This is a genomic window from Neosynechococcus sphagnicola sy1 (genome assembly GCF_000775285.1).
Taxonomy (GTDB): Bacteria; Cyanobacteriota; Cyanobacteriia; order Neosynechococcales; family Neosynechococcaceae; genus Neosynechococcus; species Neosynechococcus sphagnicola.
The window spans coordinates 1-19,546 of the sequence record NZ_JJML01000007.1; the positions used below are offsets into that span (position 1 = coordinate 1).

The window sequence follows — 19,546 nt, forward strand, 5'->3', positions numbered from 1 at the left end:
TCTACAATCAGTGCAATCAGCCTCAAAACCGTTGTCACTAACGTAAGTATCGTCGGTTCAACCGATGGTTTGACCTTTGAAGCCTTCATTGCTCGCCACCTGGTTCCGAAACTTTGGAAAGGAGCTTGTGTGATTATGGATAACTACTCGATACACAACCATGACACGATCAGAAAGCTGATTGAGGACGTGGGTGCTAAGTTGATTTATTTACCTCCCTATTCTCCAGACTTTTCACCGATAGAAAATTGCTTCTCAAAGATTAAAAATATTTTGCGGACGATTGGGGCACGCAGCTATCCCGATCTCGCTAATGCCATTGAAGACGCTTTTTCTCAAGTATCTTTGGAAAACCTCAAAAATTGGTTCACTCACTGTTGCTACTACGCCTCACAAGAGTGAAAAATGCTATAGTTTGTTTATTTACTTGGAAAGACTGCATTCTTTTCGACTTCATATCTTCCGAATGCTTAGCGCCTTTATTGTCTATTTATATATTAAATTAACAGTGGAAAAAAATATAATTTTATACAGTCAATTCCAAGAGCTCGAACAATTATTTACCCAAATTCTGCTGACTTGTGTCTTTGCATTTCTTCTTTTTAAAGCCAGTTCAGTTAGGTGGCATTCATTGTGGCAATATAGACTAAAAATGATTAGCATTTTGACTATATATCTATACTTGCAATTAGCTCTATCGACAACTTCTATTTTATACATTCAACTCAGTGAATTCAAGACATTGATTGCTTCAGTTACACTTCCTATTAAAGTTTTATCTGGAAGTTTTGATTATGAAAAAGATTTCCAAAAACAGCAGAGTGAGAATTTGTCGAAAAGAAGCTTGCCGAAAATTCTGGGGAGCGTTGACCTATATAAATATAATCAAGGTCTAGTCATTTCAAATTCATTTTTACGCTACCATCCTAGGCCAATTTTTCAGAGTTACTCAGCCTATACTGAGAGACTGGCAACAATAAATGCACTACATTTGAGAGATCCGCAAGCTCCAGACAATATTTTTTATGATATGTTATCAATCGACAACCGCTATCCCACTTTAGATGATAATTTGTCACTGCCTGAGCTGCTTGTAAGATATTCATTTAATTCCCAAAAAACCAACGAACTTTTTTTATTCTTTAATAAGAAGAAAATACCCAGAACATATACTATGATTCCGATTGAATCCGGGTATTTAAATTTTGATGAATGGAGAGATATTCCGAATATCGATCAACTCCTTTGGTCTGAAATCAATCTGAGAAAAAATCTTTTTGGCCGCTTCGTCTCTTTCTTATTTAAGTCACCACCTATTTTTATTGATGTAAGGCTTCAAGATAATTCTATAGAATCATTCCGCTTGATTCCTCAACTGGCTAAGTCTGGATTTCTGCTTTCACCATTGCTCAAGAGCAATAATGATTTACTGGATATATGTGTAAATAATTTCCGGCCGACTGAAAAATCCCAAAAAATTACTGAATTCAAAGTTAGAACTTTGCCGAATATCTTCTCCTTAATTCAATTCCAAAAACGTGGTGAATTTAAACTAAAAATGCTTAAGGTTTATGATGATAAATTTTATCCCGCAGAGAAATTTAAATAACTGGTTTATTCTCCTAACTTCTATAGCTCAATAAACATTAACAAATAATCTGGGAGTCAAGATTTGTTCAAATATAACAATTCTATGGTCTAAGAGACTTATGTCTGGGTGAGGACAAAGGTAGGGAGGAGAAGGCCGATCCCCATCCCATTCATCATATATTTTGTAGGACTATCTTCGGATGATGTCATCAAGGATTTCTAAATTGTTTTTAAGTAACTCGCTATTACATAGATAGTCAATCTGGATTGTAGCCCATCAATTGCAGTGCTGCTAAATTGTGAAAAACGCTACTGTATAGGTAATACACCTAGGTCTAGAATTAGCGTACGAATATTTTACGGGTGAGTCAATTGTTAGGTTTGAAAGCTGGAGATTGCTGCAATGCTTGAGGCTTATCGTCAACAGGTCGCCGAACGGGCTGCCTTGGGAATTCCCCCCCTGCCGTTGAGTGCCCAACAAACCACGGAGTTGTGTGAGCTACTGAAGACCCCCCCCGTCGGTGAGGCCGACTTTTTGCTCAGTCTGGTGCGCGATAGGGTTCCCCCAGGAGTGGATCAAGCTGCCTACGTCAAAGCTGGATTCCTGACGGCGATCGCCCACAGCACCCTCACCAGTCCCCTGATTACTCCCCTAGAGGCGATTGAACTTTTGGGAACCATGATGGGGGGCTACAATGTGCGATCGCTGATTGACTTGCTCCAAGCGGCGGATGCTGAAATTGCCGCTGCGGCGACCACAGCCCTCAGTAAAACTCTCCTGGTCTACGATGCCTTCCATGATGTGCAGGAACTGGCGGCTCAGGGGCATCCCTCCGCAGCGCAGGTGATGCACTCGTGGGCAGAGGCCGAGTGGTTTACCAGCCGCCCGCCCCTCCCAGCAGCAATTACAGTCACGGTGTTTAAAGTTCCCGGTGAAACCAATACCGACGATTTGTCTCCCGCACCCCATGCCACCACCCGGCCTGATATTCCTCTCCATGCACTGGTGATGTTGGAAACCCGCCAACCCGGTTCCTTGGAAACCATTGCCATGTTGAAGCAAAAAGGCCACCCCGTTGCCTATGTGGGGGATGTGGTGGGAACAGGTTCTTCCCGGAAATCAGCCATTAACTCAGTGCTATGGCATATCGGCCAGGATATTCCCTGTGTCCCCAACAAGAGATCGGGGGGCTATATTCTCGGCGGTAAAATTGCTCCGATCGTTTTTTAACACAGCGGAAGATTCCGGGGCTCTGCCCATCGAGTGCGATGTCACCCCACTGGAAACCGGGGATGTGATTACGATTTATCCCTACGAAGGGAAAATTACCAAGGTGGACGGGGTTGAAATCGCCACCTTTACCCTCAAACCCGACACCCTCCTGGATGAAGTCCGAGCCGGAGGCCGCATCCCCTTACTGATTGGTCGAACCCTGACGGATAAAACCCGCAGTGCCCTGGGGCTTGAACCGAGTTCGCTCTTTATCCGCCCCGCTCTGCCTGCGGACACAGGCAAAGGCTTCACCCTGGCGCAAAAGATGGTGGGCAAAGCCTGTGGGCTCCCTGGTGTGCGTCCTGGCACGGCCTGTGAGCCACTGATGACCACTGTAGGCTCCCAAGACACCACTGGCCCCATGACTCGTGATGAACTCAAAGAGTTGGCCTGTCTGGGCTTCAGTGCCGATCTGGTGATGCAAAGTTTCTGCCATACCGCCGCCTATCCCAAGCCCGTTGACATCCAGACCCACCACGAACTCCCCGATTTCATGCATGAGCGCGGAGGAGTGGCGCTCCGGCCTGGAGATGGGATTATTCATTCCTGGCTGAATCGGATGCTATTACCGGATACCGTGGGTACGGGGGCGACTCCCACACCCGCTTTCCCTTGGGGATTTCTTTCCCGGCAGGTTCGGGGTTGGTGGCCTTTGCCGCTGCCCTCGGGGTGATGCCCCTGGATATGCCGGAATCAGTGCGGGTCAAGTTCAAGGGCAGCCTGCAACCCGGTGTCACCCTGCGGGATATTGTGAATGCAATTCCCTATGCCGCGATGGAGCGGGGATTGCTGACGGTGTCCAAGGAGAATAAAAGAACGTTTTCTCCGGACGCATTATGGAAATGGAAGGCTTGCCCGACCTGAAGTTAGAGCAGGCCTTTGAACTGACGGACGCCACGGCAGAACGCTCCTGTGCCGGTTCAACGATTCAGCTCAGCACCGAGACGGTGGCGGAGTATCTGCGCTCGAACGTTGCCCTGCTCAAGAATATGGTGGCCCGGGGCTATGGCGATGCCCGCACCATCCTCCGCCGGGTTGCCAAGATGGAGACGTGGCTGGCAAACCCAACTTTGATGGCTGCCGATTCGGATGCGGAGTATGCCGAAACTATTGAGGTGGATCTGGATCAAATCACCGAACCCATTGTTGCGGCTCCCAACGATCCGGATAATATTAAATTGATGTCCGCCTGTGCCGGAGACCCCATCCATGAGGTCTTCATTGGTTCGTGTATGACCAACATCGGTCACTACCGGGCAGCGGCCAAGGTGTTAGAGGGAGCAGGCCCCGTAAAGGTGCGTTTGTGGATTTGCCCCCCCACCCGGATGGATGAGCAGCAGTTGCGGGAAGAAGGGATGTATGGCAGTTTTTGCTGCTGCGGGTGCCAGAACTGAGATGCCGGGATGCTCCCTCTGTATGGGCAATCAGGCACGGGTAGCCGATGGCGTGACGGTGTTTTCAACCTCGACCCGCAATTTCAACAATCGCATGGGCAAGGGGGCACAGGTTTACCTCGGTTCCGCCGAATTGGCTGCGGTGTGTGCTGTACTAGGTAAAATCCCCACTTTGGAAGAATATCGGGCGATTGTTACCCAGAAAATCGATCCCTTTGCCGCCGACCTCTACCGTTACCTCAACTTTGACCAAATTCCCAACTTTGAGGATGAGGGACGGGTAATTCCCCTGGATGAAATGCCCAGAATTGAGGATATTTTGGGGATGCCCACCGCCAGTCGTCGCTAACGCAGTGGGTTGAATACAGCGGTCAAGGGGTGCTGGGAGGTGAGGCCGGGGTGATGGATCTAGTGTTGTGCCATGCGATCGCCGATTTTGATACCTTGGGGGCGGCGGTGGGTTTAGCGCGTTTGCAGTCAGGAAGTCGGATTGTGCTCACGGAGGGGTGTCATCCGGGAGTCCGGGAATTTCTGGCACTTCATCGGGATGAGTACCCCCTGATGGAGCGGCGCTCGGTAATCCCGGCGCAGATTCGCTCTTTGAGCATTGTGGACACCCAACGCCGCGATCGCCTAGGGAAAGCGGCTGATTGGCTTGATTTACCCCAGGTGACCATCGCCGTTTACGATCACCACACCGAGGTTGAGCGAGATATTCCGGCCCATGAGGTTCAGGTCGTGGCAGTGGGAGCCACCACGACCCTGATTGTAGAAAAATTGCAAGCCGCACAGGTGACCCTGACCGCCACCGAGGCTACGGTCATGGCCTTGGGCATTCATGTCGATACCGGCTCTCTCACCTTTGACCATGCCACGCCTCGGGATGCGTTCGCCCTTGCCTGGCTGATGGAGCAGGGTGCTAACCTGGGGGCGATCTCCACCTATCTGGATCCGGGACTCTCCCCAGAATTACAAACCCTGCTGACCACCGCCCTCAATCAGTTGCAAATCTCCCCCTGCCAGGGCTACCAGGTTGCCTGGGTATTACTGGAAACCGACACCTACGTCCCTGGTCTCTCCACCCTCACCAGTCGGCTGATGGAATTGACGGATCTGGATGCCCTGATTCTAGGCTCCCAGTATTACCGGGGTGGCCCGGAGCCGATTCTGACCCTGATTGGGCGCACCCAGATTCCGGGCACCGATCTCCATCGGTTGTTTCACCCCCTCGGGGGTGGGGGGCATCCCCGCGCCGCCGCTGCCACCCTCAAGGGGGTGAATGCTCACCAAACCCTGCACCAGATCAGTCAGCAACTCCAGGCTCAAATTCCCCATCCCCCCACGGCCCAGGAACTGATGTCTACCCCCGTGCGCACCATCCGCCCTGAAACCACCATTGATGAGGCTCAGCGGGTGCTGTTACGCTACGGCCACTCCGGACTGTCGGTCGTGGATACCCAAGACCAACTGTTGGGGGTGATTTCTCGACGAGACATTGACATCGCCCTCCACCATGGGTTTAGCCATGCCCCCGTCAAGGGGTATATGACCAGCAATCTCAAAACCATTACCCCGGAGACATCGCTACCGGAGATTGAGTCCCTGATGGTGACTTATGATATCGGCCGTCTGCCCGTGATCTCTGCGGGACAACTAGTGGGCATTGTCACCCGTACTGATGTGCTGCGCCACTTGCATCAATTTACCGTCGAGCAAACGGAGCAACGTCGGGGTACCCCCGACGTTGCATCAGCCATGGCTCCCCCCCGCCACCCTGGCGATCGCCACCTTGCAGCAATCCCTCCCCCTGACGCTGTGGCAACTGCTGACTGAGGCAGCGGCAGCAGCGGTAGAGCGAGGTTGGCAACTCTACCTTGTGGGGGGGGTCAGTGCGGGATTTGCTCTTAGCCGTCGCTGAGCACCGCAGCATCCTGGTGGATAATATCGATCTAGTCGTAGATGGTTGTGATTCTGGACGGGGGGAACACCACTTCCTGCCTACCATTAAAAGGATCTGGGGTCGAGCTGGCACGGGATCTACAACGCCATTACCCCGATGCCCGACTCCAAATCCACGGCCAGTTTCAAACAGCTGCCCTGTTATGGCACCAAGACCCCCGGTTTGGCTCCCTGTGGATTGATATTGCCACGGCGCGCACTGAGTTCTATCCCTATCCCGCCGCCAATCCTGAAGTGGAGGCGAGTAATCTTAAGCAAGACCTCTATCGCCGTGATTTCACCATCAATGCCTTGGCTCTGCGGCTGACCCCCCCCCGGGCAGGGTGAGCTTCTGGATTTCTTCGGCGGCTGGCTGGATTTACAAACCCGCCAGGTGCGGGTACTCCACGCCAACAGTTTCATTGAAGATCCGACGCGGATCTATCGAGCTGTGCGTTTTGCCGTGCGTCTGGGGTTTGAGATTGACTCCCAGACAGAAGGCTACATCCGTTACAGCATTGCCAGTGGCATTTATGACCGGGTGCAGACAGAGATCAGCAAGGCTCCAGCACTTCAGACCCGGCTCAAAGCCGAACTGAAGTACATTCTCCAGGCAACTTACTGGCAGTCTGCCCTGCGCTTATTGGCCGATCTGGGGGCATTGCGGTGCATTCACCCCACCCTGACGCTAGATCGGCAATTGTGGCAGCAGCTGCGGTACTTGGAACGGTGGCTCTACCAAGACCCTACCCATCCGGTGGAACAGGTTATTGGGGATCTGCCCCTGGTGTTACCAGATCCCTGGCAACTGCGGCTAGAGGTATTACTGGCGGCCCTAGAGCCGGAGTATCGAGAGCTGGTGGCGAGTCATTTACAACTGCCAGCCGATTGTATTCACCGGCTGCGAGATCTGGCAACGGACGAGGCGACGATCCTCAGCGCCCTACCCAACTGTCGATTGACCAGCCAGGTGGTACAATTACTGGATGAATACCGCTTCCCCACCCTGTTGTTAATTGCCCTGCGCCAGCCCCGTTGGGTGCGCCGCTTGATCTGGCGCTATGTCAAAGATTGGGTAGACATCGCCCCGCCCTTAAATGGCCATGATTTACAGCAGTTAGGGTACCGCCCCGGCCCTGAGTTTAAGCAGATCTTGCAGCAACTGCGCAATGCCCAACTCGATCATGAAATTGGCGATCGCGCCACTGCCCTGACATTTTTAGCGGAACATTTTCCCCGGTGAAGCTTTCAGGGGGAACATGCCAAGGGGATCTTGGGGGTCACGTGGGATAGGATGTGGTGAGCATAAGTAACGCATGAATTTAACAACAGGCACGGCGCTACAACACGGTAAGTACCTGCTGGAGACATCCTTGGGTCAGGGTGGCTTTGGGATCACCTACCGGGCAACCCATGCCTACTTGCAGCAGTCGGTGGTGATTAAAACCCTCCAAAAAACAGCTGCGATCGGCGGCTGATTTTCCCCGCTTCCGCCAACGGTTTATCGAAGAAGCCCAGCACCTCGCTCGCTGTCAGCATCCTAATATTGTGCGGGTTCTCGACTTTTTTGAGGAGAGTGGCCTGCCCTTCATGGTGATGGATTATATTCCAGGGCAAACCCTGTCGGAGTTCATCCAACCCCGGAAACCCCTCCCCGAAGCCCAAGCAGTGCACTACATTCGTCAAGTCGCCGCTGCATTGAGCGTTGTTCATGCCAACCGGATTCTGCACCGGGATATCAAGCCCCAGAATATTATTCGTCGCCAGGGAAGTCATACCGTGGTGCTAATTGATTTTGGCATTGCCCGTGAATTTACCCTGGGCGTCACCCAAACCCAGACAGGCTTGCTATCGGCGGGCTATGCCCCAATTGAGCAGTATCTGCCCCAGGGGAAACGGACACCCGCCACTGATATCTATGCCCTGGCGGCAACCCTCTATTGTCTGCTGGCAGGGCAACCGCCCGTGGCCGCTCCCCTGCGCGATCGCATCCCCTTGCCAAAGTTGCAACAATTTCAGCCCCAGCTGACTCCAGGTCTGGAGGCAGCGATTCTGCAAGGCCTGGAAATGGAAGCTCCCTTACGACCCCAAACCGTTCAAGACTGGTTGGCCCTGCTGCCAGCCACCGCCCCTGCTCCAGAGCCAGCCCGTTCCCGAGGGGCGACGAAAACCATCGCCGCTGCTAAGATTATCCTGCCCCCCGCCGCGCCATCCCCTGCTGTTGCCAACGGAGCCTTACTGCCAGCAATGGCGAAGCAGCAGCCACTCCCTATCGCCCCCAGATCCGCCCCGTCCCCGGCCATGCTCCCCCAGCCAACTCCTTTATCAATGCCCCGTGCAATGGCTGCCCCTAGCCGCCCCTTTTCCTGGCTATTGGTTAGTACCGCTGTCGTTTGTGTAGGGGCTGGTTCTGGTTTTGGTCTGGCACTGCGGACGGGGGTGATTCAACAGACCCTGCCCCTGCTGCAACGGGATCAAACCTTTCCGGCACGCTCTGACTGGCCAGGCTCAATTCCCACGACCACTCCGGATCAAGCTGCAGAGTCCAATGTTCCAGCGGCAACTGAATATTCAGCGGAGCCAGTGATCCCAGCGGCGATCGCCAAGCCTACGCCAAGGCAGTCTGGGGCAACCGCGTCCTCCCTCCCCACTGACTCAGAGAGTCCAGCCGCGAGCCAAGCCCCGAGTCCAGCCGCCATCAATGCCAATCCGGCTCCCACCACGAACGTTGCCAATACTGATGACTCCGCTGTGCCCGTAGAATTAGCGCCCCCCTCCTCGGCAACCCCCACCCCCCGGCAACTCCTGAAGACACCTCCGCACCGACACCGATACCCACCCCATCTCGCTAGGTAGGAATCTACGGCAGGGTTTTGGGCAAGCACGTTATAATTTGTGCGGACATGCGTATGCTGAGAATTCTGATGAATCATTCCCCGGTACAGGCATTCTTTTTGGGTAAAGCCGTTGCCGAAACCTGTTATGAGCAAGTGGAGAGTACGCTGATCCACCTTTTGAGTGAAATCGGGAAGTTCGATGCCGAGCAGCGAGAGCATCTAAGCCAAGTAACCGAGCAGGTAACCGAACGCGCCAGACAGGCAGAGATTGCCACGGTGCAACAGCGGGGAGGTGCGACCCCGTCTTGGAATTCCCCCACCGTCGATCTCCAAGAACGCATTGATGAGTTACGGGCAGAAGTTGCACAATTACGAGCTGAACTCAAGCGCTACCGCAGTCCCATATCCTAAGGGGATGCACCTAGCAACTGAGTCCATTCTTCTGCTACCGTCCTTTTAGAAAATCCCGTTTAGGAACCTGTGTGTCTGCTATTCCTGATAGCTCCACTGCCAGCTCATATCAGTCTCCTCGATCGGCAGCGGTGATCTCATCCTCGCGATGGTCAAAGATCGGCCTTTGGCCATCGTCCCGTAACCGTAGCAGTAATCCTGATCAAATCTATGGCGGTAAGTCTTACCGTTGGAATCGTGAGAGTTACAATCGGCACACTCGCTTTCTGGATATTTGGAGCTTTGTGCTGCTGCTACTGACCTCCCTGTGGTTGAATGGCAAAACTTGGAGTTACTGGGGAGGAATTACCGATTCCAAGAAGGCAGCTCGTCGGCAGACCCAGGCAATTTGGATTCGCGAAACCCTCTTAGATCTGGGGCCGACCTTTATCAAGGTAGGGCAGCTCTTTTCCACTCGGGCTGATTTGTTTCCCACGGAGTATGTTGAGGAACTCTCGAAGCTTCAAGATAAAGTTCCTGCCTTCAGCTACGAGCAGGTCCTGCGGATCATTGAGCAAGATTTAGGGAAGTCCGCCCATTTGTCCTATGCCAGCATTGACCCCGTTCCCTTAGCTGCCGCCAGTTTAGGTCAGGTTCACCGAGCTAAACTGCACTCGGGGGAAGAAGCCGTGATCAAGGTACAACGCCCTGGACTGCGCAAATTATTTGGCATTGATCTGGCAATTCTCAAAGGGATTGCCCGCTACTTTCAAAATCACCCCGACTGGGGTCGGGGCGGGATTGGTTAGGAATTTATGATGAGTGTTGTCGGATTCTCTATCAAGAAATTGACTACCTCAATGAGGGCCGGAATGCCGATACCTTCCGACGCAACTTTCGCAACTACGATTGGGTCTCGGTGCCTCGCGTCTACTGGCGTTATACGACCCCTCGGGTGCTCACCCTAGAATATGTCCCTGGAATCAAAATCAGTCACTATGAGGCACTGGAAGCCGCTGGGCTAGATCGCAAAGTTCTGGCTCAGTTGGGGGCTAGAGCCTATCTGCTCCAGTTACTGAATGATGGTTTTTTCCATGCAGATCCCCATCCCGGCAACATTGCGGTCAGCCCTGAGGGGGCGTTAGTGTTTTACGACTTTGGGATGATGGGGCAGATTCAAGCGGTTACTCGCGACAAGTTAATGGAGGTTCTCTTTGGAATTTCCCAAAAAGATGCCGATCGCGTTGTGGTGGCTTTAATTGATCTCGGTGCCCTCGCTGCTGTGGATGATATGGGACCTGTGCGGCGCTCCATCCAGTACATTCTCGATAACTTTATGGATAAGCCGTTTGAAACCCAATCGGTGTCTGCCATTAGTGATGATTTGTATGAAATTGCTTATGACCAACCCTTTCGATTTCCGGCAACCTTTACCTTTGTCATGCGCGCCTTTTCAACCCTGGAAGGGGTGGGTAAGGGCTTAGATCCAGACTTCAACTTTATGGAGGTTGCAAAACCCTTTGCAATGCAGCTTATGACCAACAGCAATGGATCGGACAGCAATAGTCTCTTGAGTGAACTGGGACGGCAGGCTGCTCAGGTCAGCACTTCCGCCTTGAGTTTACCCCGGCGACTGGAAGATACCCTGGAAAAACTCGAGCGGGGAGATATCCGGGTGCGGGTACGCTCAACGGATACGGATCGGATCCTGCGCCGTCTCAGTACTGTGCAGATTGGCACTAACTACACCCTGCTCAGTAGTGCCTTTACCTTGTCTGCGGTGATCTTGTTTGTCAATCATTATGTTTGGCTGGCAGCGATCGCAGCGATGCTGGCAGCCGCTATGATGGTAGTATTACTGCGTCTTTTGAGCCGATTAGATCGGTTTGAACGCATGTTATAACAGGGAAGCTCTGCCTGAGTCGGTGCCAATCAAACCTCAAATAGGTTGTGTTGTTGTTAAATCTCGCTGCAAATCCTAAACTTCCCTGTAGGATGTTTCCATTCACTCCCAGTACCGTTGCGCATCGATGAAGTGCTTCTTTACGGGTCTGACCGATCCGGGTATCCTTCGCTCTGTTAATCAGGACGCCTATTATATCGACCCCATTGGTCGATTCTTTCTCGTAGCAGATGGGATGGGGGGACACGCCGGGGGGCAAGAAGCGAGCCGGATTGCCACCCAAATCATTCGTACCTCCCTCAACGACAACTGGTCATCACCGGAGTCATCGCGGGTTCTGCTGGAAACTGCTTTTCTGAAGGCTAACCAGGCCATTGTTAAAGACCAACGGAGCCATCCAGAGCGCGGCGATATGGGAACCACCGCCGTAGTGGTGATGTTTCGGAAGGAACCCAATCAGCCAGAGGGCACGGAGTTAGCCTGGTGCGCCCACGTGGGGGATTCCCGACTCTATCGTTTGCGCGGAGCCAAGCTGGAGCAGATTACGGAGGATCATACCTGGGTTGCCCGAGCGATGAAAATGGGGGAACTGTCCCCCGATCAGGTTCGCACTCACCCGTGGCGACACGTTCTCTCCCAGTGCTTAGGTCGCGAGGACTTACATCAAGTTGATATTCAAACCCTGGAAGTTCAGGTGGGCGATCGCCTGCTGTTGTGCAGTGATGGTCTCACCGAAGAACTCTCCGATCACCTGATTGCCTCTCACTTAAAATCAATTCGTGCCAGTGATAAGGCTGTCGCAGCCCTAGTCAACGCTGCCAAAGAAAAAGGGGGGCGGGATAACATTACCGTGGTGCTGATCACAATTGATGTCCAAGCTCCGACCGTTGCTAAGGCTGGAGCTTAAGGAATGCATCAGCGGCTAAGGATCAATCTGTAATACCTGGGGCTCGATCAGGGTAATCATCTGCTGAATTCCCCGTTGGATGCGGCGAGTCACCGTCATCGGGCTGACCCCTGTGCGCTCCGCTACTTCTTTACGGGATAAGTTACGAAAAAACACGAATTCAATGGCTTCGCGGGTTTTCTCCTCCAGTTGGCTTAAGGCTCCCTGTACCTGTTGACGCTCTTCTTCGCGGGTTTGTAAGGCTGCAAATCGTAGATCCGGTAGGGTATCACCTAGGGCCATGTAAGAGTCTGTCTGGTGAGAGGCCGTGGCATCTAAACTCAGGGGGATGCGGTTACGGTTAACCAATTTGCACTCCTGCCACTCCTCCAGTGAGATCTGCAACGCTTGAGCAATTTCCTCGTCATTGGGTTGTCGCCCCAGGTTCGTAAACAGGGAGGCTCGGATCGCCTGCCCAGCCTTGTGCAGCTGTTGCCAACGCCGAGGAATTCTCACCGCCCCGCTGCGATCGCGCAGAAAGTGCAGAATTTCTCCCCGAATATACGGCACGGCAAAAGAACTAAAGGCGCAGCCCTGGGTGGGGTCAAAACGCTCAATGGCTCGAATCAGTCCCAAATACCCCACTTGTTCTAGATCTTCATAGGGTTCCGCACATTGGTAACTGACACGATGGGCTAGCTTGCGCACCAAGCCAGCATGTAACTTTACTAACTGATTCCGAGCCTCAATGGAAGGCTGCTGGTGATACGCCACCAACAGTTCCAGACCTCGGTAGCGAAAGGTTGATTCATGGGTTGTCATAGCCAGTCCTCAGCAACTCTCCCGTAGTGGCTGCGAGAAAATACTTATCGAGATTGGTCTACTAATTACCCCTGATCGCTTCAGTACCCTCGCAGATGTCATTGTCTGGGACGGCCAGGGGAGAATCTATCGTCCAACTACGGATAAGCAAACCTGCTAGTCTCAAAACTTACGTGCTTATACAGGTATTTTGGGGGCGATCGCTGGACGTTATTTTGCTTTTCTTAAGAATGGCGGTGGGGTAGGAGTCAACAGCTGCTAGCATTTTTTGGCAAGACTGATTCACAATAGAGTCGCAGGCTCTCTTCATTTCTTCAGCACTTAACAACGTCCTATGAGCAATACCAGCAATTTTCGAGCAGCAATTCGAGCAGCGAAAGATCAGGCACTGGTGGGGCCAAACGTAATCGCCAACGCCCTGCCCTTTGTTGGGGGGGGTTGGTTTTAACGGCGGTAGGAACCTATGGTGGATTGGGGGTCATCCGCGCCAATCCCAGCCTGTTTCTGCCGACCTTTATTGCAGCCTTGGTCGTGGAATTGATTCTCTTCTTTGTAGTTCGTGGGGTTGCAGAAAAAGGTAACAATGGCTTGGCACTGCCGCTGCTAGCAACCTATAGCTTGCTCTCTGGTTATACCCTGAGTGGGCTGGTGTGGGTAGCTTTAGGAACCAAAGGAGTGGGGATTGGTGGTATAGCCTTTGCGGCTCTTGGTTGCGGAATCACGTTCATTGTCGGGCGGCAAATTGGCTCCAATCTTTCCGAGCAAGATGGGATGGCGTTGACCAAAACGGTGCAGTTAGGTTTAATTGCCCTCGTGGTGGTACTGGTCGGCCAATTGCTGTGCAGTATCTTTGGGGTGTTTACCCCCACATGGTTAGAAATTGCCATTTCTGGTATCGGAGTGCTGTTGTTTGCAGGTGCCGCCGTTGTAGATTTCTACATCCTCCCCCGCTCCTATCGCGATGAACAATATCTATGCGCAGCGCTGTCGATGTATTTGACGTACATTAACTTGTTTATCTTTATTCTGCGTCTGCTCATTGCCATCAATAGTCGGGACTAAGAGTCGATTGACTGACATTCAGGATTTCCGGTGGGTAGACGTTGTCTCTGCCCACTGATCCCCCGACAAGACTGCCCACTGATCCCCCGACAAGACTGCCCACTGATCCCCCGACAAGATAAGTGTCAATCATTTCTCCCGCCCGAGACCGCTGAACAGGAATCGCTTCTGCGTCAGACACTTGGATGTGTGCTGGGTCTTGCAGTGGAGGATCCAGCACAGAGAGACGACCAATCCAGTGAGTCTTGTCAGTCTGGGTCTTTCACCGATGATTTGCCACTCTGTTGAGATCGCTGGTGATCACAGGTTTCTTCTTGGGCGTTGAGATCTGGGGAACAATGCATCCCGTCTCAACAGCCAGTGCCAAGCATTCTAGCGAGAGGCTTCTATCTTTTGGTATTGAGACGGGAGTTTCAGAGTTGATTGCCAGCTTTACTGGGGAGTAACTTTGCCAATCACCGCAATCTTGCCATCATCTTGAACTGTCCAGATATCGTAGATGCCAACAACATCCCCGTTGGCATCCAGATCCACATTGCTGCTGGCTCCCTGGTAGTTGATATCCTTACCCTGGCGTAGGAGTTCCAACCCTTGACAAACATCGGTAACTTCCTCCCCAGGGCCATTGGCAACCTCGCGAATCTTGCTTTGAATCCCTTCCCCCGTATTCGAGTGGGCTGCCTGTGCCGCCAATACCAGTAAGGCTGTTGCATCCCATGAGTGGGGAACAAAAGGGCTGATCGGGCGATTGTACTTCGCTTCCCATCGCTTGGAGAGATCGGCAAGCGCTTTACCATCGGCACCTGGGACTGTGCCCAACGCCCCCGCCAAAATAAACTTACCCGTGGCTGACTGACCCACTTGGGTGGGGAAGTCGGGGGAGGAAACGCCATCGGTGAGTAGGATTTGTACCCCCTTACTCACCCCCTGTTCGTAGGCCGATTTCAGCAGCAGGCTGCCAGTTTCAGTATAGAGTACCGCAATTACGGCATCGGGTTTGTTGGCAAAGGCAGTAGCAGCTTCGGTATCAAAGGTCGTCGCCTTAGGGTCATAGCGGGTGGGGTTAGCCTCATTGATCACCGTTCCCCCTAACTTCTTAAAGGCGGCGACAAAAACCTTCTCAAATCCAACCCCATAGTCGTTGTTGATTACCAGGGTAGACACCCGCTTAAAGCCTTTGTCGTGGGCGAGTTTTGCCAAGGCTTGTGCCTGGTAAGTGTCAGGAGGAGCAGTACGAGCCCAGTAGCCTTTGAACTCTCCCTTGGCGGCGCGATCGGTAAAGACGGGACTGGTACTCCCCGGTGAAATCAACATCACCTTGTTGCGCACAGCAATGGGAACAGCAGCACTGGAAACACTACTGGCAAAGGAGCCAACCACACCAGCCACCTGATCCACCTCCGTGAGCTTGGTCATGCCCTCAGCTCCGGCTCTAGGATCGGTCTGGTCATCTACGGCCACCAAGGTAACAGGTTCACCGTTGACCCCGCCACACTGATTCACGGTATCTACGAGCAGCGGCACGGCATTGAGCATTGGCTGTCCAATGGACGATAGATCACCTGTGGCAGGCAAGAGTGAGCCGATTTTCAGTCCCTTAGCAGCGGGGGTGGGACTACTGGTCTGGGGATTGTTCGTCGCCACATCTTGACAGGCAGCACTGAGAAAACCTGTGACTACGGTTGTCAGTGCCAGGGCGATCGCGGTGCGGGGATTTAGGCCAGGGGTAGATGAATGCATCGATATTAAACTCCTCCTCAACGGTTGTTCAAAATCTATACTGTTTATCGTGCTGAAATCTAACCATTGTCCATAAACTGTCCCAAATGTCCAGCCGCAGCAAGCTCTAGAGGTGAATTTCCGACACCGCGATCGCACCGGAGAAACACACATCCACATCGGCACCCGGGGTACGGGAGCGTTGGGCATACTCCCCCACATAGTAAAGCTGCGCTCCCTCGACCCGAAAATTGACGGACAAAGGGCGGGTACAGGGGGGACAGAAGATGACTGCTGGATCGGGTTGCTCCGGCTCTAGGTGGGGGAAATTGACATTCCAGAAGTTTCCGGGGGGGAGGGGCAACTGGATCAGGTCTGCCATTACCCGGCGAGTCCAGCGGGTGGCCCGTGCCCAGTCGATGGGGTGTTTGCCCCGACGATATTGGGAAAATGCAATCCCTGGAAGGCCATGGAGGGCGGCTTCTCGGATGGCTGCCACCGTTCCTGAAATATAAATATCCGTGCCCAGGTTGGCACCCTGATTGATCCCGGACAGTACGTAGTTCAGGGCGGGGTCGAGATGGCGGAGGGCGACTCGGACACAATCAACGGGGGTGCCGCTCAGGGCAAAGACCTGCTCAGCGCGTTGCTGCAACTGGAGGGGTTGACGGGTTGTGACCTGGTGGCTGCAACCCGAAAGTTCCTGATCAGGAGCCACCACCATCACATCTTCGCCAAGGGCTTGCAAGAGCGCCTGGAGCCCAGGGGCATCAACACCATCATCATTGGTGACGAGCAATTTCATGCTGTTGACAGGCGGGGCGTTGGCACTCACAAGGTCAGGATCTTTAGGGATAGTCTCACTCGTGCCAGTGTATGCCAAAATGGCAAAATTACGCGGGGTGAAAGTAAAAGGCAATCCCTAACACCAGATAGGTTGCCAGTAATAAGGTGCCATCCAGCCAGTTAGACCGCCCGCCAAAGCTAATCAGGTTGGTGACGGTAACCGCGATCGCCAAGGCAATGACTTCAAAGGGATTAAAATTTAGATCAATCGGTTGACCCATCGCCTGACCCACCAGCACTAAAACCGGAGCCACAAATAGGGCAATCAATAAACTATCCCCGGTTGCGGTGGAGACGGTTAAATCCATCTGATTTTTCAGCGACAGCCGCACAACGGTGACATAACCAGCAACATCACTGATCAGCGGCAGCAGAATCACCCCTGTAAACAGGGAGGTCAGCCCTAGCTCCTGGATTTCGGACTCAATCACATTGACAAACAAGTCGGATTCAAAGGCAACAGCGATCGTGGAAACTAATAAGACGAGCATCCATCCCCATAACTTTGACCAACGCTGGAGGGGCACATCGTGATCTGAGCCGAAGTTATTGGCCTCCATGCCTTCATCGACGAGACCCACATCATAGAGATAGCTATGGGTCTTGAGGGAGAACAGCAACGTTAATCCATAGACAATAATCAGAATCGCCGACACCGAGATCGAGATATAACGAATGGCTGCTGCATCCACAATATTGGAGGTGTTGATCACCATGGTGGGCAGGGCGACTGCAATCACGGCTAAGGTCATTGAGGAGCCATTCACCTTAGCCATAATTGGCTTAAAGGTTTGTTCCTTATAGCGCAGTCCTCCCGTCAACATTGCCATGCCCAGCAGCAACAGCAGGGCACTGAGAATACTCCCCGTAATACTGGCTTCCACAATATCCACCAATCCTTTCCGCAGCGCCATAAAGGCAATGATCAGTTCCGTGGCATTGCCAAATAGGGCATTCACCAAGCCTCCCAGAGAAGGCCCAGTGACCACCGCTACTTTCTCGGTAGCAGTACTCAACCACAGGGATAGGGTGACGATGGAAATTGCAGCGGTGAGGAAGATCGCCAGTTCTCCCCACTGCAAAAGATTAGCGGCGATTGAAACCGGGACAAAGGCCAAAAGAACCAGGGGAACAATGTTTTTGGTCATAGTGTGGGGATTGGCATACCTTATAACCTAGCGTGAGAGGGGTAGCCCCACCACCAACACTGGATCTACCGGGTGAGGATGGGCAAGGGCGATCGCGTTTTGCCCTGGATTTCTCAGAGGGGTAACATTTGTCGGCAATGATGCGATTGTGGGACTCTCGAAGCCATGCCATTGCTGGCGAACAGATGCGGAGAAACCCTCCTATCAAATGTCAAATATGGTGACCAATTCGTGTCATACCAATAAGAAATCAAAGATGGGTTACGATGGGTGATCTCGAAAAAGACAATCAACCCAGCAATGATCGGAGAGCGGTCTTTGGCCGACGCCTTGTATAATCACAGAAACCTACCACAGTGAAACGGCAATGACTTGGAACGGCTCAACCCCATCTGTGACCGATCGAATTTTCGGAGCAGTTCCCTATCTGCTGCCGCTCATGGATGTTTTAATTGCTGGCTATGAGAAGCCATTGCTCCATCAGTTCCCCATTTTAGAGGTGGCTCTCGTCCCCTTGATGCCGTTCCTGCAAGTTTATTCCCAACTGCTTTTTAATATTCCCTTTGCCGGGATGATCCTGTTTTTTGTGCTGTACATGGCCGTGGTGCGCAATGAGAATCTGAGTCGATTTGTGCGATTTAATGTCATGCAGGCTCTACTACTGGACATCATTCTGATTCTCTGTAATCTGATCCTGCCTATTTTAGCCTAAGGGGATTCAAATTCCCTTCGTCCTAGAGACCCTTTTGAATACCATCTTTTTAGGCATGGTCGCCATCTTTGGTTATGGAGTGGTGCAGTCTCTGCGGGGACAGGATGCTGAAATTCCTGCCATTTCCGATGCGGTGAATTTGCAAATCCGTTAATCCTCTGGCTGGACAGGGGGGAGGGGCATGGGGATCGGTCTGGGGATCACGGTGTTTTCCAGGGAGCCGATGCCCTCGATTTCCACCCGGATGCGATCGCCAATTTGCATCGCTCCTACTCCCGCAGGCGTTCCAGTCAACACCACATCTCCTGGTAACAGCGTCATGATCTGGCTGATATAGGCAACGAGTACCTCGGGGGGGAATACCATCTGATCAATGGTGGCTGATTGCACCAGTTGCTGATTTAAAAAAGTCTGGAGGCGGGCACCGGGGCTGAGTTCCCGCACAATCCATGGTCCTAGGGGGCAGAAGGTATTGAAACCTTTGGCTCGTGTCCACTGACTATCCTGACGCTGTAAGTCCCGAGCGGTGATGTCATTGGCAATTGTATATCCCCAAATCTTGTCGGTGATCTGCTCCGGGATACAGTCTTGGCATTGAGCACCGATCACCAGTGCCAGTTCCCCTTCGTATTCAACCTGCTGAGACTGGGGTGGATATTGGATCTCTTGGTTCAGTGCAATCACGGCGGTGGGAGGCTTGAGAAACAGGAGCGGCTCCGTCGGAATCGGCGTATCCATTTCCGCAGCATGGGCAGCATAGTTTTTGCCCACGGCAACAATTTTAGAGGGGGTACAGGGAGCTAAGAGTTGATAACTGTCTGGCTCTAATTCCAGGGAAACTGGCTGACCTGCCGACCAGGGAGCGCCATCCCACACTTTGACGGTGCGATTCAATTGCAACAGACCGTAGCAAATCTTGCCTGTTGCCGTTTGGACACGAACATAGCGCTGTGCCATAGCCCTTAACCTATACTCCCGGACAGTCTTCTAGAGATATCACCTGTTCCATCCTCGACGCTAGAGCGG

The 19,546-nt window shown here is 52.6% G+C and carries 16 protein-coding genes and 4 pseudogenes; 14 read left to right on the forward strand and 6 right to left on the reverse strand.

All coding sequences use genetic code 11. The annotated features are described in order from the left end of the window. The 12 genes and pseudogenes from DO97_RS03470 to DO97_RS03505 all read left to right on the forward strand — a co-directional run. On the forward strand, positions 1–402 hold a 402-nt coding region (locus DO97_RS03470), incomplete at its 5' end, for a transposase (protein WP_052128332.1). A gap of 280 nt (positions 403–682) precedes the next feature. Further along, positions 683–1,609 (forward strand): hypothetical protein, encoded by a 927-nt coding sequence (locus DO97_RS03475; protein WP_162182932.1) that lies wholly within the window; start codon positions 683–685, stop codon positions 1,607–1,609. Positions 1,610–1,993: 384 nt separating this feature from the next. Further along, a pseudogene (gene acnB, locus DO97_RS30695) lies at positions 1,994–4,606 on the forward strand (bifunctional aconitate hydratase 2/2-methylisocitrate dehydratase). 29 nt (positions 4,607–4,635) lie between these two features. Further along, positions 4,636–6,090, forward strand: a complete 1,455-nt coding sequence (locus tag DO97_RS24865) for a CBS domain-containing protein (protein WP_239651415.1) — start codon at positions 4,636–4,638, stop codon at positions 6,088–6,090. Next, a complete protein-coding gene (locus tag DO97_RS27285; protein ID WP_275574928.1) occupies positions 6,047–6,175 on the forward strand; it encodes a hypothetical protein in 129 nt (42 codons plus the stop codon). The genes DO97_RS24865 and DO97_RS27285 overlap by 44 nt, the downstream gene beginning before the upstream one ends. A gap of 41 nt (positions 6,176–6,216) precedes the next feature. Beyond that, positions 6,217–6,543: a nucleotidyltransferase family protein gene (locus DO97_RS25805; protein ID WP_239651416.1), complete on the forward strand. Its 327-nt coding sequence runs from the start codon at positions 6,217–6,219 to the stop codon at positions 6,541–6,543. A 46-nt stretch (positions 6,544–6,589) separates the two neighbouring features. Next, positions 6,590–7,438, forward strand: coding sequence for a tRNA nucleotidyltransferase/poly(A) polymerase family protein (locus DO97_RS25810; RefSeq protein WP_239651417.1), 849 nt, complete (start codon positions 6,590–6,592; stop codon positions 7,436–7,438). 73 nt (positions 7,439–7,511) lie between these two features. Next, positions 7,512–7,673 (forward strand): hypothetical protein, encoded by a 162-nt coding sequence (locus tag DO97_RS24875; RefSeq protein WP_204368463.1) that lies wholly within the window; start codon positions 7,512–7,514, stop codon positions 7,671–7,673. Positions 7,674–7,698: 25 nt separating this feature from the next. Beyond that, entirely contained in the window at positions 7,699–9,051 is a 1,353-nt protein-coding gene (locus DO97_RS20525; RefSeq protein ID WP_239651441.1) for a protein kinase domain-containing protein, read from the forward strand. 68 nt (positions 9,052–9,119) lie between these two features. Then, positions 9,120–9,443 (forward strand): DUF6825 family protein, encoded by a 324-nt coding sequence (locus DO97_RS03495; protein ID WP_036531337.1) that lies wholly within the window; start codon positions 9,120–9,122, stop codon positions 9,441–9,443. Between the two features lie 158 nt (positions 9,444–9,601). Continuing rightward, a pseudogene (locus DO97_RS30700) lies at positions 9,602–11,325 on the forward strand (ABC1 kinase family protein). 127 nt (positions 11,326–11,452) lie between these two features. Beyond that, positions 11,453–12,232 carry a PP2C family protein-serine/threonine phosphatase gene (locus DO97_RS03505; RefSeq protein ID WP_036531181.1) on the forward strand — a complete coding sequence of 260 codons (780 nt, stop codon included), beginning with the start codon at positions 11,453–11,455 and terminating at the stop codon, positions 12,230–12,232. 15 nt (positions 12,233–12,247) lie between these two features. Here the strand turns inward: DO97_RS03505 and DO97_RS03510 are convergent, their stop codons facing one another. Continuing rightward, on the reverse strand, positions 12,248–13,033 hold the full coding sequence (locus tag DO97_RS03510; RefSeq protein WP_036531182.1) for an RNA polymerase sigma factor SigF: 786 nt from the start codon (positions 13,031–13,033) through the stop codon (positions 12,248–12,250). A 334-nt stretch (positions 13,034–13,367) separates the two neighbouring features. On the opposite strand from DO97_RS03510, the pseudogene DO97_RS03515 reads away from it, so the two are divergent. Next, a pseudogene (locus tag DO97_RS03515) lies at positions 13,368–14,095 on the forward strand (Bax inhibitor-1/YccA family protein). Here the strand turns inward: DO97_RS03515 and DO97_RS03520 are convergent. From DO97_RS03520 to cax, 4 genes are all read right to left on the reverse strand, one after another. Then, positions 14,079–14,276 carry a hypothetical protein gene (locus DO97_RS03520; RefSeq protein ID WP_156120420.1) on the reverse strand — a complete coding sequence of 66 codons (198 nt, stop codon included), beginning with the start codon at positions 14,274–14,276 and terminating at the stop codon, positions 14,079–14,081. The pseudogene DO97_RS03515 and the gene DO97_RS03520 overlap by 17 nt on opposite strands. Before the next feature lie 251 nt (positions 14,277–14,527). Beyond that, complete coding sequence (locus DO97_RS03525; protein ID WP_036531184.1) at positions 14,528–15,835, reverse strand: ABC transporter substrate-binding protein; 1,308 nt, start codon at positions 15,833–15,835, stop codon at positions 14,528–14,530. Between the two features lie 106 nt (positions 15,836–15,941). Continuing rightward, positions 15,942–16,619, reverse strand: coding sequence for a 5'/3'-nucleotidase SurE (gene surE, locus DO97_RS03530; protein WP_036531185.1), 678 nt, complete (start codon positions 16,617–16,619; stop codon positions 15,942–15,944). 88 nt (positions 16,620–16,707) lie between these two features. After that, entirely contained in the window at positions 16,708–17,808 is a 1,101-nt protein-coding gene (gene cax / locus DO97_RS03535) for a calcium/proton exchanger (RefSeq protein WP_036531186.1), read from the reverse strand. A 367-nt stretch (positions 17,809–18,175) separates the two neighbouring features. Here cax and DO97_RS25815 point away from each other — a divergent pair. Further along, positions 18,176–18,674 (forward strand): annotated as a pseudogene (locus tag DO97_RS25815) (Tic20 family protein). Here the strand turns inward: DO97_RS25815 and DO97_RS03545 are convergent. Beyond that, positions 18,671–19,477, reverse strand: a complete 807-nt coding sequence (locus tag DO97_RS03545) for a fumarylacetoacetate hydrolase family protein (protein WP_036531187.1) — start codon at positions 19,475–19,477, stop codon at positions 18,671–18,673. The pseudogene DO97_RS25815 and the gene DO97_RS03545 overlap by 4 nt on opposite strands. Positions 19,478–19,546: the final 69 nt, after the last annotated feature.

Bases quoted from the DNA above. Each gene is read 5' to 3' on its own strand.
- DO97_RS03525 (WP_036531184.1), bottom strand. From the start codon at position 15,835: ATGCATTCATCTACCCCTGGCCTAAATCCCCGCACCGCGATCGCCCTG.
- DO97_RS25805 (WP_239651416.1), top strand. From the start codon at position 6,217: ATGGTTGTGATTCTGGACGGGGGGAACACCACTTCCTGCCTACCATTA.
- cax (WP_036531186.1), bottom strand. From the start codon at position 17,808: ATGACCAAAAACATTGTTCCCCTGGTTCTTTTGGCCTTTGTCCCGGTT.
- DO97_RS03495 (WP_036531337.1), top strand. From the start codon at position 9,120: ATGAATCATTCCCCGGTACAGGCATTCTTTTTGGGTAAAGCCGTTGCC.
- DO97_RS03505 (WP_036531181.1), top strand. From the start codon at position 11,453: ATGAAGTGCTTCTTTACGGGTCTGACCGATCCGGGTATCCTTCGCTCT.
- surE (WP_036531185.1), bottom strand. From the start codon at position 16,619: ATGAAATTGCTCGTCACCAATGATGATGGTGTTGATGCCCCTGGGCTC.
- DO97_RS24875 (WP_204368463.1), top strand. From the start codon at position 7,512: ATGAATTTAACAACAGGCACGGCGCTACAACACGGTAAGTACCTGCTG.
- DO97_RS03545 (WP_036531187.1), bottom strand. From the start codon at position 19,477: ATGGCACAGCGCTATGTTCGTGTCCAAACGGCAACAGGCAAGATTTGC.
- DO97_RS03510 (WP_036531182.1), bottom strand. From the start codon at position 13,033: ATGACAACCCATGAATCAACCTTTCGCTACCGAGGTCTGGAACTGTTG.